This is a genomic window from Amycolatopsis thailandensis (assembly GCF_002234405.1).
Taxonomy (GTDB): Bacteria; Actinomycetota; Actinomycetes; order Mycobacteriales; family Pseudonocardiaceae; genus Amycolatopsis; species Amycolatopsis thailandensis.
The window spans coordinates 90,340-105,537 of sequence record NZ_NMQT01000016.1; the positions used below are offsets into that span (position 1 = coordinate 90,340).

Annotated in this window: 17 protein-coding genes; 8 read left to right on the forward strand and 9 right to left on the reverse strand. The window is 69.1% G+C overall.

The features are described 5' to 3' along the window. Window positions 1–26: 26 nt before the first annotated feature. The gene (locus CFP71_RS04910; RefSeq protein WP_093932631.1) at window positions 27–815 is read right to left on the reverse strand and encodes a transglutaminase-like domain-containing protein; all 789 of its coding nucleotides are present in this window, start codon (window positions 813–815) and stop codon (window positions 27–29) included. A 36-nt stretch (window positions 816–851) separates the two neighbouring features. Continuing rightward, window positions 852–2,078, reverse strand: coding sequence for a cytochrome P450 (locus tag CFP71_RS04915; RefSeq protein ID WP_093932632.1), 1,227 nt, complete (start codon window positions 2,076–2,078; stop codon window positions 852–854). A 243-nt stretch (window positions 2,079–2,321) separates the two neighbouring features. On the opposite strand from CFP71_RS04915, the gene CFP71_RS04920 reads away from it, so the two are divergent. After that, entirely contained in the window at window positions 2,322–3,485 is a 1,164-nt protein-coding gene (locus CFP71_RS04920) for a steroid 3-ketoacyl-CoA thiolase (RefSeq protein ID WP_093932633.1), read from the forward strand. A 258-nt stretch (window positions 3,486–3,743) separates the two neighbouring features. Here CFP71_RS04920 and CFP71_RS04925 read toward each other — a convergent pair whose 3' ends face one another. Both CFP71_RS04925 and CFP71_RS04930 read right to left on the reverse strand, forming a co-directional pair. Beyond that, complete coding sequence (locus CFP71_RS04925; protein WP_093932698.1) at window positions 3,744–4,235, reverse strand: pyridoxamine 5'-phosphate oxidase family protein; 492 nt, start codon at window positions 4,233–4,235, stop codon at window positions 3,744–3,746. A 40-nt stretch (window positions 4,236–4,275) separates the two neighbouring features. Beyond that, on the reverse strand, window positions 4,276–5,121 hold the full coding sequence (locus tag CFP71_RS04930; protein WP_093932634.1) for an SCO6745 family protein: 846 nt from the start codon (window positions 5,119–5,121) through the stop codon (window positions 4,276–4,278). A gap of 66 nt (window positions 5,122–5,187) precedes the next feature. Between CFP71_RS04930 and CFP71_RS04935 the strand changes: the two genes are divergently transcribed. After that, window positions 5,188–6,060, forward strand: a complete 873-nt coding sequence (locus tag CFP71_RS04935) for a GNAT family N-acetyltransferase (RefSeq protein WP_093932699.1) — start codon at window positions 5,188–5,190, stop codon at window positions 6,058–6,060. Window positions 6,061–6,137: 77 nt separating this feature from the next. On the opposite strand, the gene CFP71_RS04940 is transcribed toward CFP71_RS04935, so the two are convergent. Beyond that, on the reverse strand, window positions 6,138–7,043 hold the full coding sequence (locus CFP71_RS04940; RefSeq protein ID WP_093932635.1) for an SDR family oxidoreductase: 906 nt from the start codon (window positions 7,041–7,043) through the stop codon (window positions 6,138–6,140). Beyond that, window positions 7,040–7,837, reverse strand: coding sequence for an SDR family oxidoreductase (locus CFP71_RS04945; protein WP_093932636.1), 798 nt, complete (start codon window positions 7,835–7,837; stop codon window positions 7,040–7,042). Before CFP71_RS04945 ends, CFP71_RS04940 begins: the two co-directional genes overlap by 4 nt. Before the next feature lie 92 nt (window positions 7,838–7,929). On the opposite strand from CFP71_RS04945, the gene CFP71_RS04950 reads away from it, so the two are divergent. Genes CFP71_RS04950 through CFP71_RS04970 form a run of 5 tightly spaced genes read left to right on the forward strand, consistent with a single transcriptional unit; the run spans window position 7,930 to window position 12,127 of the window. After that, on the forward strand, window positions 7,930–8,679 hold the full coding sequence (locus CFP71_RS04950) for an enoyl-CoA hydratase family protein (RefSeq protein ID WP_093932637.1): 750 nt from the start codon (window positions 7,930–7,932) through the stop codon (window positions 8,677–8,679). Further along, window positions 8,679–9,539, forward strand: a complete 861-nt coding sequence (locus tag CFP71_RS04955) for a CoA transferase subunit A (RefSeq protein ID WP_093932638.1) — start codon at window positions 8,679–8,681, stop codon at window positions 9,537–9,539. The genes CFP71_RS04950 and CFP71_RS04955 overlap by 1 nt, the downstream gene beginning before the upstream one ends. Then, a complete protein-coding gene (locus CFP71_RS04960) occupies window positions 9,536–10,261 on the forward strand; it encodes a CoA-transferase subunit beta (protein ID WP_093932639.1) in 726 nt (241 codons plus the stop codon). The genes CFP71_RS04955 and CFP71_RS04960 overlap by 4 nt, the downstream gene beginning before the upstream one ends. Continuing rightward, the gene (locus CFP71_RS04965) at window positions 10,258–11,304 is read left to right on the forward strand and encodes an NAD(P)H-dependent flavin oxidoreductase (RefSeq protein ID WP_093932640.1); all 1,047 of its coding nucleotides are present in this window, start codon (window positions 10,258–10,260) and stop codon (window positions 11,302–11,304) included. The genes CFP71_RS04960 and CFP71_RS04965 overlap by 4 nt, the downstream gene beginning before the upstream one ends. Before the next feature lie 31 nt (window positions 11,305–11,335). Next, entirely contained in the window at window positions 11,336–12,127 is a 792-nt protein-coding gene (locus tag CFP71_RS04970; protein ID WP_093932641.1) for an alpha/beta fold hydrolase, read from the forward strand. Between the two features lie 3 nt (window positions 12,128–12,130). On the opposite strand, the gene CFP71_RS04975 is transcribed toward CFP71_RS04970, so the two are convergent. Further along, window positions 12,131–12,607, reverse strand: coding sequence for a DUF2000 domain-containing protein (locus tag CFP71_RS04975; RefSeq protein WP_093932642.1), 477 nt, complete (start codon window positions 12,605–12,607; stop codon window positions 12,131–12,133). A gap of 103 nt (window positions 12,608–12,710) precedes the next feature. On the opposite strand from CFP71_RS04975, the gene CFP71_RS04980 reads away from it, so the two are divergent. Next, window positions 12,711–13,178: an Lrp/AsnC family transcriptional regulator gene (locus tag CFP71_RS04980; protein ID WP_093932643.1), complete on the forward strand. Its 468-nt coding sequence runs from the start codon at window positions 12,711–12,713 to the stop codon at window positions 13,176–13,178. A gap of 175 nt (window positions 13,179–13,353) precedes the next feature. Here CFP71_RS04980 and CFP71_RS04985 read toward each other — a convergent pair whose 3' ends face one another. Further along, on the reverse strand, window positions 13,354–13,911 hold the full coding sequence (locus CFP71_RS04985; RefSeq protein ID WP_093932644.1) for a sugar O-acetyltransferase: 558 nt from the start codon (window positions 13,909–13,911) through the stop codon (window positions 13,354–13,356). 252 nt (window positions 13,912–14,163) lie between these two features. Next, window positions 14,164–15,177, reverse strand: a complete 1,014-nt coding sequence (locus CFP71_RS04990) for a DUF1996 domain-containing protein (RefSeq protein ID WP_093932645.1) — start codon at window positions 15,175–15,177, stop codon at window positions 14,164–14,166. Window positions 15,178–15,198: the final 21 nt, after the last annotated feature.

Sequence of the window (15,198 nt, forward strand, 5' to 3'; positions counted from 1 at the left end):
GGTCACGGCTCGTGGGCAACACGCGATCAGGCGAGCGCGATCAGCTGCGAGCCGTCGTCCTCCGGCAGCGACGGGCCCGCGGTCGCCAGCACGGTGTTGCCGAGAAAGTCCAGTTCACAGCCGAGGGTGGAGAGGAACGCGGTGTCGGCGGCGTCCCGCCCGGTCGCGATCCGGCTCAGGCTCTGCCTCGGTGCGAGACCGGTGGCGTCGAACACGTACCAGCGGCCGTCGATCGCGGCTTCGAACACGGCGTGGAAGTCCATTGGGGACAGTCCGGGCGCGTAGACCGCGGCGAACCTGGCGGGGATGTCGAGCACGCGGCACAGCGAGATGCACACGTGCGCGTAGTCGCGGCAAACCCCTTCCCCGGCGAGGTAGGTGTCCACGGCGTCGTCGGTCGGGGAACCGGAACCGACCACATAGGACAGGTGCTCGCCCACGTGCCGGACGATCGCCTCGACCTGGGTGCGCGCGTCGGGCAGGTCGCCGAAGCGGGACAGCGCGAGCCCGCCCATCCGGTCCGAGGGGCAGTACCGGCTGGGCCTGGTGTAGCGGATCACGTCCTCCAGGCCGGCGCGCTCGGCGTCGGCCTGGCCGAGCGCGCGTCCGGCCCGGTACCGCACGACGTGCTCGCCCTCCGGGAGATCCAGCACTTGGGCGCGGGTCCCGTGTTCGAACGCCACCTGGCGTGGCGGCGCGGGATAGGCGAACTCCTCCTGGTCGGCCCCGCTGGCGAACGCGACCACGAACGCGGCGGGACCGGGTTTCGTGACCCGGAAGGACATTTCGACATCGACCTGTACGTGGGGACCCATGGCCCCATGGTGCCCCACCGCGCCACTCCGGGCCGATCAGGCGTAACGGACCTGGTAGTGCTTGATCCCGTTGAGCCAGCTCGACCGGAGGCGGTCCGGCTGGGAGACCTCGGAGATGTTCGGCATGACGTCGGCGATGGCGTTGAAGATCAGGTCGATCTCCAGCCGTGCGAGGTTCGCGCCGATGCAGTAGTGCGATCCCGTGCCACCGAAGCCGACGTGCGGATTGTCCTCGCGGAGGATGTCGAACTTCTCCGGCTGGTCGAAGTGATCCGGGTCGAAGTTCGCCGAGCTGTAGAACATCCCGACCCGGTCGCCCTTGCGGATGCGCTGCCCGCCGAGTTCGGTGTCCCTGGTCGCGGTGCGCTGGAAGGCGACCACCGGGGTGGCCCAGCGGACGATCTCGTCCGGCGCGGTCTTCGGCCGCTCCTTCTTGTACAGCTCCCACTGATCGGGGTGGTCCAGGAAGGCCTTCATGCCGTGGGTGATCGCGTTGCGCGTCGTCTCGTTGCCCGCGACGGCGAGCAGGATGACGAAGAACCCGAACTCGTCGGACGCCAGCGATTCGCCGTCGACGTCGGCCTGCACCAGCTTCGTGACGATGTCGTCCATCGGGCACTTTCGCCGCTCTTCGGCCATGTTCCAGGCGTAGCCGACGATCTCCGCCGACGCGGCGAGCGGCTCGACCTCGTACTCGGGGTCGTCGTAGGACACCATCTGATTGGACCAGTCGAAGATCTTCAACCGGTCTTCCTGCGGGATGCCGATCAGTTCGGCGATGGCCTGCAAGGGAAGTTCGCACGCGACGTCGACGACGAAGTCACCGGAGCCCTTCTTCTTGGCCTCGCTGACGATCCGCTCCGCACGGTCGCGCAGGGTGTCCTCGAGCTTCGCGATCGACCTCGGTGTGAAGCCCTTCGACACGATCCGCCGCAGTTTCGTGTGCTGCGGGGCGTCCATGTTGAGCAGGACCAGCCGGTTGGCTTCGAGGCTGTCGTCGGTCATGTGCTCGTCGAAGCGGATGATCGCGGTCTTCTCCCGGGAGGAGAACAGCTCGCTGTCCCTCGACACCGCCTTGACGTCTTCGAGCCGGCTGACCACCCAGTAGCCGTCATCGCGGAAGCCCGCGGTGTTGTGCGGCTGGGGGTTCCACCAGACCGGTGCCGTGCGACGGAGTTCCGCGAACTCCGCCAGAGGCAGTCTGGTGGCGTACAGATCCGGATCGGTGAAATCGAAACCGGCGGGGATCAGGGGAGCGGCCACGGGCTACCTCCTACGCGGTTCGCCAATGAAACACGTTCTAGACCCGATTGAAGCATATGGCGTCCGTCACGTGAAGAGTTTTAGTGAAACCCGTTAACTCAACCGGGCCCGATCAAGGAATCCCAGCGAGAAGCGGAAACCGCGACCAGTGATCAAAAACAGGCCGACCCAGGGGCGGCTTGCTCAAATCAAGAACGTGTTCTACTTTTCTCGGTAGTGAACAGTGTTTCCCAGGAGGCGAACGTGGGTAGTCCGGTGATCGTCGAGGCGGTCCGCACCCCTGTCGGCAAGCGCGGGGGCCACTTGGCGGGCCTGCACGCCGCCGAGATCCTCGGCACGGCGCAGCGCGCCTTGCTCGAACGCGCGGGGCTGGCTCCCGAGCTGGTCGAACAGGCCATCGGCGGTGCCGTGACCCAGGCCGGTGAGCAGGCGGGCAACGTCACGCGGACGGCGTGGCTGCACGCCGGGCTCCCCGAGACCACGGGCGCGACGACCATCGACGCCCAATGCGGCTCCGCGCAGCAGGCGACCCACTTGATCGCCGGTCTCATCGCGGCCGGGGCGATCGACGCGGGGATCTCCTGCGGTGTCGAGGCGATGAGCCGGGTACCGCTAGGCGCGAACCGAGGCGAAGGCATCGGCACGCCGCGGCCGGGGTCGTGGTCGATCGACATGCCGAACCAGTACGGCGCGGCCGAGCGGATTGCGGAACGCCGCGGGATCACCCGCCCCGACGTCGACCGGTTCGGGACGGCATCGCAGGCCAAGGCCGCCGCCGCGTGGGCGGCCGGGCACTTCGACCGCGAGGTCGTCGCGGTGAAGGCCCCCGTACTCGGCGAGGACGGCACCCCGACCGGCGAGACGCGGCTCGTGACCCGCGACCAGGGCCTGCGTGAGACGACCGTCGAGGGGCTCGCCAAGCTCAAGCCCGTCCTCGAAGGCGGCGTGCACACGGCCGGCACGTCTTCGCAGATCTCCGACGGCGCCGCCGCGCTCCTCCTGATGGACTCGGACCGGGCCAAGGCACTGGGCCTGAAGCCCCGGGCGCGGATCGTCTCGCAGGCGTTGGTCGGCGCGGAGCCGTACTACCACCTCGACGGCCCCGTGCAGGCGACCGAACGCGTCCTGGCCAAGGCCGGGATGACCATCGGCGACCTCGACCTCTTCGAAGTCAACGAGGCCTTCGCTTCAGTTGTGCTTTCGTGGCAACGGGTGCACCGGCCCGACGAGGACAAGGTCAACGTGAACGGTGGCGCGATCGCCCTTGGGCATCCCGTCGGCAGCACCGGTGCCCGCCTGCTGACCACGGCGTTGCACGAACTGGAGCGCCGTGACGCGAGCACCGCGCTGGTGACGATGTGCGCCGGCGGCGCGCTGTCCACCGGCACGATCATCGAACGGATCTAGGGCAAGGCGAACGTGTCGTGCCGTCGAGGTGTGCGCCCGATGTGGCATTGGGGACGTCGAGTGTCCCCAATGCCACATTGGGCGCCCCCTGGGATCGGGTGGACTTGGGGGCCGTGTCTCGAAGGCTCCCTTTGAGACGTCCCGAAGCGCGGCCGGAGGCGCCAGAACCCGGCAGGGCTTGACGCGAAGGATGCCTTCACGGACTCGCCGCCCGCCAGGACACGTTTGACTTGGCCCTCAAGGGAACCACCTCACCGCTCAGGCCTGACCCAAGGCGACCTCGACCACCGGACCGTTGTCCGGCCTCGCGAGCCGTTTGCTCCCCTGGCCCTCCTTCCAGAAGTCGAAATAGATGGTGTTGCCCTCGACCCAGGTCAGCACGACCTCGGTGAGGTCGAGGCGGAACACGTGGGCCTCTCCGTCGTCACCCTGAAGGCGGGCGACCTCCGCCGGATCGGTGATCTCGACGGCGTTTCCCGACACCTTCGCGTCCGCGCCGCCCTCGTCGATCGCCGAGGCGGCGTGGATCGCGAACCTGCCGTCACGTCGCAGGTCCTTCGCCTTCATCGCGTTGATCATCGAACCGATCAGCAGATCCTGTTCGCGGAAATCGACCTCACTGCCACTGACCCGGGGCGAGCCGTCCCGCCGGACCGTCGCCAGCACGTGCGACTTCGCCGCGGTGAACCGCTCCTTGATCTTCTCCGCCAGCGCGGGTGCCTCTTCACTGAACTGCTGCCACGTCGCCATGCGGAAAAGCATCCCACCGGGGTCCGACAGTTTCGAGAGCTCAGGGCCGCGGTGCCCCCATCGGATTCGGCAGCGGGATCGCCCCGGCGTCGAAGATCCGGCGGCTCAACGGGACTGCGATCCGCACCACCTCCGCGGCGCCGTCCTCCCCCAGCGCGTCGAGAGGACCGGTGGCGAGGCGGTCGGTGTCGTCCTCGATCCGTTGGCGCAGAACGATTCCCGGCTCGGTGAGCCTCAGGTCGCCGTCGAGGATGCCTCGCCCGGCCAGCCGCGCGACGCTCTCGTCCCAATCCTCGTCGGACCAGCCGCGGTTGCTCTGGAGAACCTCGCGCGTCACCGCCCCGCTGCCGACGTGGGTCAACGTGGTGTCGAGCCCGCGCAGCCCGGCGGCGACGGCGGAAAGCACGTGACCGTCCCCGCGATGTTCGCGCAGCACCGTCGCCGCGAGCCAGATCCTCCCGATCGGCGTCGCGGGCCGGGCGACGGAGGACCAGGCGGCGGCGAGTGGCCTGGCCGCGTAGTCGCAGCCGGTGACAGCCAGTTCGAGCAGTTCGGCGAGTTCTTCGAAAGGCGCGTCAGCGGGCAGGAGCCGCTTCAGGGCGACCTCGACGGCGTCCATTCGGGTCTGGAGCACGACGGCGGGCTCGGCGTACTGCCACGCGTCGGGCAGGGATCGCGCCACCATGCGTGGGGCGAACCCGAAGAGCATCGCGGTCGCGGGTGGTTCCGGCAGCGGCCCGAGCGGCGCTACACGGCCGGCGAAGTAGCCCATCCACCAGCTCGGCAGGCCCACCGCCTTGGCCGCGGCCGCCGTTTCCGGCGCGAAGTAGACGACGGCGTGCAGCGGCTCGACCGCTTCCCATAGACGGCGCTGAAGTGACTTCACCTCCCCATCTTGGCCCCCGCCGAAAACCGGATGCGGCTCGTCGCCGGGTGGTGTGTGATCACGGGCATGGCGATCACTGTGGAGAAGCCGGGCATCGACGGCCTTGAAGAGGCCGTGGCCGAGCTACGGGAGTGGCAGTCCGACGGGGTGGCCTGGCAACTGCATCCCGGTGACCTCGGCTGGTTCTGGCGCAAGGGACCGGAGGAGACGGCCGCGTCGGTCCGGATCTGGCGCCGGGACGGCCGGATCCTCGCCGTCGGGTTCCTGGACGGAGCCGACCTCCTGCGGTTCACGACCGCGCCGGACGTCCGCCGCGACGAGGAACTGGCTCGGCGAGTGGCCGAAGACGTGGCCTCCCCGGAGCGCGGTGTCCTGCCCGAGGGGAACGTCTTCGTCGAGGCTCCGCCGGACGCGCTGCTTCAGGAAGTGCTGCCCGGACACGGCTGGCACGTCGACGACGAAGAGCCGTGGACGCCGCTGAGCCTCGACCTCACCGAGCCGGTGAAGGCGCCGGACCTGCGGATCGAGACGGTCGGAGCAGACCTGGCGGCCGCGTGGGCCGAAGTCATCGGGACGGCGTTCAACGGCTCGACGTTCACCGCCGAGAAGTGGCGGACGATGGCGGCCGGGCCGGCGTTCGCCGATGCCCGGTGCCTGCTCGGCTATGACGACCGGGGGGCCGCCGTCGCGGCGGTGGCCGTATGGTCGGCCGGTCCCGGCAAACCCGGGTTGCTCGAACCGATGGGCGTGCACCGGGACCAGCGCGGCCACGGCTACGGCCGGGCGATCACCGTCGCCGCGGCGGCCGCGCTCCGGGAGCTCGGCTCGTCGAGCGCGGTCGTGAACACGCCCAGTTCCAACGTAGCCGCCGTGACGACCTACAAGTCGGGTGGGTTCCAGCCGTGGCCCGAGACACGGGACCTGACGCGCGACGCCTGAGCCCTGGGCCGGGGTGGTCGTGAGTGAAAAGTGTCGTTAGAACGACCCAAAACACTCACGACCACCTGGACCGAAACCTAAGCGCCGTAAACACTTTCCGGCACCGGAGCCTCCGCGAGCAACTCGCTCACCACCGGCCCGAGCTCGGCGGGCGACCACCGCGATCCCTTGTCCCGCACCGCGCCATGCCGCCAGCCCTGCGCGATCGACACGCGTCCGCCGTCGACCTCGAACACCCGCCCGGTCACTCCGGACGACTCCTCGCTGCCGAGCCACACCACCAGCGGGGACACGTTTTCCGGTGCCATGGCGTCGAAACCGGCCTCCGGCGCGGCCATGTCGTCGGCGAACGCCTCTTCGGTCATCCGGGTGCGGGCGGCCGGGGCGATCGCGTTCACCGTGACGCCGTAGCGCGCGAATTCGGTCGCGGCGACCAGCGTGAGCCCGAGGATCCCGGACTTCGCGGCCGAGTAGTTCCCCTGCCCGACGCTGCCGAGCAACCCCGCTCCGGAGCTGGTGTTGATCACCCGGGCGGCCCGCGTCCGGCCCGCCTTCGCCTCGGCTCGCCAGTACTCGGCGGCGTGCCGCGTCGGCGCGAAATGCCCCTTCAGGTGGACGCGGATGACGGCGTCCCATTCGTCCTCGCCGAGGTTGACCAGCATCCGGTCGCGCAGGAACCCGGCGTTGTTGACCAGGACGTCGAGCCCGCCGAAGGTTTCGACGGCTGTCCGCACCAGCGCGGCGGCGCCGTCCCAGGACGCGATGTCGTCGGTGTTCGCCACCGCCTTGCCGCCGAGCGCCTCGATCTCGTCGACGACGTCCTGCGCCGGGCCAGCCGACCCGCCGCTGCCGTCGATCCCGGCGCCGAGGTCGTTCACCACCACCCGCGCGCCCTCGGCGGCGAACGCCAGCGCGTGCGCCCGTCCGATGCCTCGACCGGCCCCGGTCACCACGACGATCCGGCCGTCGGCGATCCCGCTCACACCGGCTCCTTTCGTTCTGTTGCCACGGAATTGGAAGCGGAGAGGAAAGCGGGCAGCTCTCCCCCGCCGTGCACGGTCAGGCAGGCCCCGCTGACATAGGAGGCCAGCGGAGACGCCAGGAACACCGCACAGGAACCGATCTCGTCCGGCTCTGCCAACCGTCCTAACGGGACTGTCGCGCCCACGGCCGCGATCCCCGCCTCGTCTCCGTAATGCAGATGCGAGTGTTCCGTCCGCACCATGCCGACGTCGAGCGCGTTGACCCGCACCTTCGGCGCCCACTCGACGGCGAGCGTCGCGGTCAGGTTGTCCAGGCCCGCTTTCGCCGCGCCGTAGGACGCCGTCCCCGGCGACGGTCTCGTCGCGCTGACGCTGCTGATGTTCACGATGACGCCGCCACCGTCCTGGCGTTGCATGAGCGCGTTCGCCGCGCGGGCGACGGTCAGTGGCGCCAGCAGGTTCAGCGCGACGATCTTCTCGTGGAACCGCGGTGACGCGTCCGACGCCTTCGCGTATGGCGCGCCGCCCGCGTTGTTGACCACGACGTCGAGCCTGCCGTGCCGCCGGACGACCTCCTCGATGAGCGCGTCGACCTCTTTCGGGTCGCGGACGTCGCAGGAGATGAAGGTCGACGCCTTGTCCCCGGCGCGCACCGGCCGCTCCGGTTCGGTGCGGGCGCAGGTGACGACCTCGGCGCCGGCCCGCAGAAAAGTCCTGGTGACACCGGCGCCGACGCCGCGTACCCCGCCGGTCACCAGCACCACGGCACCGTCGAGCCGGAGTTCGAGTGTCATGCCGGTCCTCCTTCACGGTCGCTGTACCCGGGCCGGACGTCCTGCTAACGTACCAAGCAAGTGCTAGGTTTGGTAGCCGAGAAGGGTGCAAGATGACCGTTTCCACCCACTCACCGGAGCCCGGCATCGCCGTGGTCACGGTCGACGCGCCCCCGGTGAACGCGCTGAGCGTGAAGGGCTGGTTCGCCCTCGCATCCGCCCTCACCGACGCCGGGCGGGATCCCGCGACGCATGTCGTGGTGCTGCGCGCGGAGGGCCGCGGGTTCAACGCCGGGGTCGACATCAAGGAGATCCAGCGCGATCCGGGATACGGCGCGCTGATCGGCGCGAACGAGGGCTGCGCGGCGGCGTTCTCCGCCGTGTACGACTGCGCGGTCCCGGTGATCGCCGCGGTGCGGGGCTTCTGCCTCGGCGGTGGCGTCGGCCTGGTCGGCAACGCGGACATCGTGATCGCCGCCGAGGACGCGACCTTCGGGCTCCCCGAAGTCGATCGCGGGGCGCTGGGCGCGGCGACCCATCTCGCGCGGCTGGTCCCCCAGCATCTGATGCGGGCGCTGTACTACACGGCTTCGACGATCACCGCGGCCCAGCTGCACCACCACGGTTCGGTCTATGCCGTGGTCTCGCCCGACGAGCTCGACGAGACCGCGCTCGGCGTGGCGCGGCAGATCGCGGCGAAGGACACCCGCGTGATCCGCGCCGCGAAGCAGGCCATCAACGGCATCGACGTCCAGCCTGTCCACCGCAGTTACCGGTTCGAGCAGGGATTCACCTTCGAACTCAACCTGGCGGGCGTCTCCGACGGTGCGCGCCAGGAGTTCTTGGACGGTAAGGGGAAGTGATGGCCGACAAGCGGATGACGCCGGACGAGATCGTCGCCGAACTCGAGGACGGCATGACGATCGGGATCGGCGGCTGGGGTTCCCGGCGCAAGCCCATGGCGCTGGTGCGCGCGATCCTGCGTTCGCCGGTCAAGGATCTCACCGTGGTCTCCTATGGCGGTCCGGACGTCGGACTGCTGGCGTCGGCGGGCAAGATCAAGCACCTCGTCTTCGGCTTCGTCACCCTCGACACGATCCCCTACGACCCGTGGTTCTCCCGGGTGCGGGAATCCGGCGCGATCACCGTCACCGAGTACGACGAAGGTGTCTTCGGGACCGGCCTTTCCGCCGCCGCGCAACGACTTCCGTTCCTGCCGACGCGCGCGGGCCTCGGCTCGGGGGTCATGGACCTGAACCCGTCGCTGCGCGTCGTCCGGTCGCCCTACGACGACGCCGAGGAACTGCTGGCGGTGCCCGCGCTGGAACTCGACGCGGCCTTCGTCCATCTCAACCGCGCCGACGCCCGCGGCAACGCGCAGTACCTCGGCCCGGACCCCTACTTCGACGAACTGTTCGCGCTCGCCGCCGACAAGTGTTACGTGTCAACGGAAAAGATCGTGGAGACCGCGGAACTCGCCGAAGCGGGGCCGGTGCAGAGCCTGCTGCTGAGCCGCATGCTCGTCACCGGGGTCGCCGAAACGCCGAACGGCGCGCATTTCACCACCGCCGTCCCGGACTACGGACGCGACGAACGTTTCCAGCGTCATTACGCCCAGGCCGCCAAGGATCTCGACGCGTGGCCGGACTTCGTCGACAGGTTCCTGTCCGGGGACGAAGCGCAGTACCAGAAGGCCGTCGCCGAGTTCGGGGAGTCCGCGTGAGTGACATCAGTCGTGCCGAAGTGGCGGTCGTCGCCTGCGCCGAGTTGTTCCGCGGTGACGGCGAGATCGTGGTGAGCCCCATGGGTTTCATCCCGTCGCTGGGCGCCAGGCTCGCCAGGCAGACGTTCGAACCGGACATCCTGCTGTCCGACGGCGAGGCGTACCTGATGACGCCCGACGCCGTCGTCGAAGGCTGGCAACCGTTCCGCAAGGTCCTCGACACCGTGGTGCCGCGCGGAAAACGTCACGTGGTGATGGGCGCGAACCAGATCGACGGTGAGGGCAACCAGAACATCTCGGCGATCGGCGAGCATTCACAGCCCAAGAAGCAACTTCTCGGCGTGCGCGGCGGGCCGGGCAACACCGCCAACCATCGCACGAGCTACTGGGTTCCCCGGCACAGCAAGCGGGTCTTCGTCGATCGGGTCGACATCGTGTCCGGCGTCGGCTACGCCAGGGCGCGCGAGGCCGGCCTGCGGCATCACGACGTCCACCGCGTCGTCACCAACCTCGGCGTCCTGGACTTCGGCGGGGAAGACCACGCGCCGAGGCTGCTTTCCGTGCATCCGGGGGTTTCCGTGGACGAGGTCGCCGCGGCGACGTCGTTCCCGCTGATCACCGACGGCGTCACGGAAACCCGCCTGCCGACCGAGGCCGAACTGCTTTTGATCCGGACCAGCCTCGACCCGAAGTCGTCGCGGGACAAGGAAGTCCCGTCGTGAAGACCGCGCTGACCGAACTGGCGGGCATCCGGCACCCGGTCGTGCAGACCGGCATGGGCTGGGTCGCCGGGCCGCGGCTGGTGTCCGCGACGGCGGAAGCGGGCGGCCTCGGCATCCTCGCCTCCGCGACGATGACCTACGACGAACTGGCGGCGGCGATCAAGGAGGTCAAGAGCCGCACGTCGCGGCCCTTCGGGGTGAATCTCCGCGCGGACGCCGAAGACGCCGGGCGCCGGGTCGAACTGCTCATCACCGAGGAAGTCAAGGTCGCTTCCTTCGCGCTCGCGCCGAAGAAGGACATGATCGCGCGCCTGAAGGATCACGGCATCCTCGTCGTCCCCTCGGTCGGCGCGGCCAGGCACGCGGAGAAGGTCGCGGGCTGGGGCGCCGACGCCGTCATCGTGCAGGGCGGCGAGGGCGGCGGGCACACCGGCGGGGTCGCGACGACACTGCTGCTGCCGTCGGTGCTGGACGCCGTCGACATCCCGGTGGTCGCGGCCGGCGGCTTCTTCGACGGCCGGGGGCTGGCCGCCGCGCTGGCCTACGGCGCGGCGGGGGTCGCCATGGGCACCCGGTTCCTCCTGACGAAGGAAAGCACCGTCCCCGACGAGATCAAGCAGGCGTACCTCGCCCGCGACCTCAACGGCACCGTCGTCACCCGCAAGGTGGACGGGATGCCGCATCGCGTCCTGCGCACGGAACTGGTCGACGCGCTCGAATCCGCCGGTCCGGTGAGCGGGCTCGCCAGGTCGGTCCGCAACGCCGCGAAGTTCCGGAAGCTGAGCGGGCTGTCGTGGCGCTCGCTGGCCACCGAGGGCCTGCGGATGAAACGGGGCGGCGACCGGACGTGGTCGCAGGTGCTGATGGCCGCCAACACGCCGATGTTGCTGCGCGCCGGTCTGGTCGAGGGCGATCGGACCGCCGGGGTGCTGGCGTCCGGGCAGGTCGTCGGCCTGCTGGACGACCTGCCCGCGGTCGGCGAGCTGATCGAGACGATCGTGGCCGACGCCACCGACGCCCTGCGGCGGCTGGCCTCCGAGTGAAGGACCGAGCGCGCTGTGCTTGACTTCGGCCATGATCTCGGAGAGTCGTTGTCCGGTCGAGGACGGTGAGCTGTACGTCCGCAGTACCGGCGAAGGGCCGCTTCTGCTCCTGATCGCCGGTGGGCTGGGCTCGGCGGACACCTTCCGGGCGATGACGAAGCTGCTCGCCGACGACCACACCGTCGTCACCTACGACCGGCGCGGCCACTTCCGCAGTACCGACACCAGCACCGGGCCGGTCAGCGTGCCGAAGCAGGCCGACGACGCCCACGCCGTCCTCCAGCACGTCGGCGGCGGGCCCGCGAGCGTGTTCGGGACCAGCGCGGGCGCCCTGATCGGCCTCGACCTCGTCGCCCGCTACCCGGACGCGGCGAGCGTCCTGGTCGCGCACGAACCGCCCGCCGTCCAGCTGCTCCCGGACGCGCTCGGCTGGCTCGACGAGGCCAACGCGCAGGTGCGGCTCGCGCAGGCGGGCGATCTGATGGGGGCGTTCAAACGGTTCACCGACGGTATCGCCGGTGCCGCGCTGCCCGAACTGCGCGCGATCCGGCTGCCGAACGAGGACGACTGGAAACGGCTGTTCGGCCGCGAACTGGCCGAGATCCTCGACTACCTTCCCGACCTGCGGGCGCTGCGCAGGGCCAGGACCGAGATCTTCCCCGTCGCGGGTGTCGGCAGCCGGGGGCACTACCACTACCAGCCCGCGAAGATCCTCGCGCTGGAACTGGGTTTGCCGTTCACGGAGGTACCCGGGGCGCATCTGGCGCCGCAGCGGAACCCCGCCCAGTTCACCGAAGCGCTGCGGGACCTGCTCGACGGCTGAGCCTCACGCCATCAGGGGCAGCTTCCCGACCAGCTTGTCGATCCGGTTGCGGGGTCCGACGATGCCGACCGCGCAGAAGTCCATCTCCTCGGTCGGGATCTCCTTCATCGTCGCGAGGAAATCGGTGTAGACCCGGATCTGCTGGGCGACCCCGGGCATGTCGGCGACGTGACAGCCCGGCGAGGCCGCGGCCTTCGCGCGGACGGCCCGCAGCTTCTCGGCGTCGGCCGTCAGGATCGAGCAACCGACCCACGGCAAGCCCGTGTAGTGCTCGCCGTCGGCGTCGACCGCTTCGTCACCCAAGAGACCTGTCACGGCCTTCGTCGTGGCGACGGCGGTGCAGACCGCCGCGTTGACCGCGCGACCGGGCGGCAGCTCGCTGTTGACCACGATGACCCACTTCAGCCTGGCGGCTCGGGTGGACGCGGTGAAGTCGATCTCGTCGGGGGCGAACCCGATGGCCGTACCGTACTCGGACATTCAGCTGGACTCCTGCTCACATCAACGGATGAACAAGGCCAAGCTAAGAGGACATACGAGTACAGTCCACCGTGTTCGTACTTAATACGGTGGAAGGTCCGAGATGGCGCGACTGGACGAACTTGATAAGGCGATCCTGGCGCAATTGCAGTCGGACGCACGGAAGACCAACCGCGAGGTGGCCGCCGCGGTGGGGGTTTCGCCGACCACCGCGCTGGACCGCACCCGTGGTCTGCGGGAACGCGGCGTGATCCGCGGCGCGCTGCTGGACGTCGATCTGCCGTCGATCGGCCGCGGGGTGCAGGCGCTCATCGCGGTGCGGGTGCGCCCGCCCTCGCGACGGAACATCGAAGGCTTCCGGAACTGGGTCAACGCGCTGCCCGACCTCGTCGGGCTCTACGTGACCACCGGGACCGAGGACTTCATCCTGCATGTCGCGGTCCCGGACAACGACGCCCTCTACGCCTTCGTGATCGACAAACTGACCGAGCGCCCGGAGGTGGCCGACGTGCGCACCTCCATGGTGTTCGAGCACAGCAGGCGTACCAGGATCACGCCGGTGGACCAGTGAGCGGGCGCGGGACCAGGCCATGTCTCTCGATTCACTGACGCCGCGCTGCCGCACCTGGTCCTGAGGCTGAAGGGGACTTTCCCCGCATGCGATGCGAGCAAAGCTCCCTTGACCGCGTGCGACGCGGTGAAGGTCCCCTTCAGCCACGGCGTCGGTGTCCCCTTGCGCCCGAGCCTCAGAGCTCCCGGATGACGCGGGCCGGGTTGCCCGCGGCGAACACCTTCGACGGCAGGTCCCGGGTGACGACGCTGCCCGCGCCCACCACGGTGTCGTCCCCGATGGTCACCCCGGCGCAGACGATGACACCGCCGCCGAACCAGACGTTGTCCCCGATCGTGATCGGCGCGGCCGACTCCCAGCGCTCCCGCCGCAGTTCGTGGTCCTCCATGGGATGCAGCGCGGTCAGCAGCTGACAGCGCGGTCCGATGGAGCAGTCCGAACCGATCTTGATCGGGGCGCAGTCGAGAAGGATCGCGTCGTAGTTGAGGAAACTGTTGGCGCCGATCTCGATCAGATAGCCGTAGTCGCACTGGAACCGCGGCATGATCCAGGAACCCTCACCGAGTTTTCCCAGCAGCTCGCGCAAAACCGTGTCCCGCTCACCGGTCTCCTCGGCGCCCGTGCCGTTGAAACGGTCCACAAGCGCCTGCGCGCGCCTGCGGTCCGCGACCAGTTCGGGGTCGTTGTCCCGGTACAGCTCTCCGCGCAGCATGCGGTCCTTTTGCTCACCCATGCCGCCAACCTACCGAAAGTGCCCCGCCGGCGGGCTTCTCCGGGAAGCCGCCGGCAGGGCGGGTGAAGCGATGGCGGAGTGTTCTTCAGTTGTGTCGATCGTTTCGAGTAGGGCCGGCCCGGCGGGTGGGTGAGGTGTAGGGGGGACCCGCCGGGCCGGAGTATCTTCCTCCTGTTCGCCGGTGCTCGTTGGCGTTGAACCGCCTCGGCCGTCGGAGTGAGCCGAGGACGTCCGGGATGGTCGCTCAGCACCTCATTCGCGGCACTGGCGACCTTCGTTGACGCAGTCGACGAGGCGATCCATGATCCGGTCCGGCATCACGTTCGCGAAATCGTCGTGGTCGGAGAAGGGGTTGTGATCCTCTTCGGGGAAAGAGTCCACTTTGTACTGTCCATCGACCTGGATCCGCCGGGGGATCTCGTAGGTCAGCGAGATGGTGAGCTCCGGAACCGCGGTCAGGCCGTTCCCGCATTCGCCGTTCTCGTCGGGGTACTTGATGTGGTCCCGGTGGTTTTCGCTGTCGATCTCGTTCCCGTCGAGACAACTCGGGAACGTGTGCACCCGCTTGACGTCGCTGCCTTCCGGGCAGATCGGGTACTGCTTGACGACCCGGTTCTCGAAGCCGGTGCAGGTCCAGCTCTCCCGCGCGTTGGCGGGCCCGTTCGTGGTGACCTTCGCGTCACCGTAAAGGATCCGGAGGAACTTCGGCATCTCCTGCACCTTCTCCTGGGCGTTGCCCTTGAAGGTGATGTCGACGACCGCGGGGCGCTGGATCTCACCGTCGTTGCCGGCGAGCTCGTTGTCCGCGTTCCGCTCCCGCCCGGTGTCGATCCGGACCACCGGCCAGAAGTACGTCGATTCGTCGCCGTTCTCACAGGTGGTCCCGGCGCCGAGCAGGCTGTCGTTGTCCGAATCCGCGTTCGTGGAAAGGTTTCCGACGTAGTCGTGCAGATGCTGCGCGCCGTTGCGGATGCCCGGCTGCGCGATGAAGTTGTCGGGATTGAAATGCCCGTTCTCGTTCCGTCCACAGTCGACGGTGAACGAGCCCGTGGAAGCGTTCCGGCCCGGCCGCGGCTTGCCCGCGTTCGGCCGCACCTCGGTGATGTCCACGAACTGCGACTTGTCCGCCTCGTCCGCGGAGGCGCGTTCGGGGTCGCCGGTCGTGGTGGACACCACCAGTCCGCCGACCGCGATCGACAGGCCCAGCAACGCGGTCGCGATCTTGGTCCTGCGGGCGATACGGTGGCGCCCTTGATTTCGTCCCATTGCCGCTCACCTCATTCGTTT

Bases quoted from the DNA above. Each gene is read 5' to 3' on its own strand.
- CFP71_RS04980 (WP_093932643.1), top strand. From the start codon at position 12,711: ATGGCGCGACTGGACGAACTTGATAAGGCGATCCTGGCGCAATTGCAG.
- CFP71_RS04925 (WP_093932698.1), bottom strand. From the start codon at position 4,235: ATGGCGACGTGGCAGCAGTTCAGTGAAGAGGCACCCGCGCTGGCGGAG.
- CFP71_RS04950 (WP_093932637.1), top strand. From the start codon at position 7,930: ATGACCGTTTCCACCCACTCACCGGAGCCCGGCATCGCCGTGGTCACG.
- CFP71_RS04910 (WP_093932631.1), bottom strand. From the start codon at position 815: ATGGGTCCCCACGTACAGGTCGATGTCGAAATGTCCTTCCGGGTCACG.
- CFP71_RS04955 (WP_093932638.1), top strand. From the start codon at position 8,679: ATGGCCGACAAGCGGATGACGCCGGACGAGATCGTCGCCGAACTCGAG.
- CFP71_RS04990 (WP_093932645.1), bottom strand. From the start codon at position 15,177: ATGGGACGAAATCAAGGGCGCCACCGTATCGCCCGCAGGACCAAGATC.
- CFP71_RS04975 (WP_093932642.1), bottom strand. From the start codon at position 12,607: ATGTCCGAGTACGGTACGGCCATCGGGTTCGCCCCCGACGAGATCGAC.
- CFP71_RS04945 (WP_093932636.1), bottom strand. From the start codon at position 7,837: ATGACACTCGAACTCCGGCTCGACGGTGCCGTGGTGCTGGTGACCGGC.
- CFP71_RS04970 (WP_093932641.1), top strand. From the start codon at position 11,336: ATGATCTCGGAGAGTCGTTGTCCGGTCGAGGACGGTGAGCTGTACGTC.
- CFP71_RS04935 (WP_093932699.1), top strand. From the start codon at position 5,188: ATGGCGATCACTGTGGAGAAGCCGGGCATCGACGGCCTTGAAGAGGCC.
- CFP71_RS04985 (WP_093932644.1), bottom strand. From the start codon at position 13,911: ATGGGTGAGCAAAAGGACCGCATGCTGCGCGGAGAGCTGTACCGGGAC.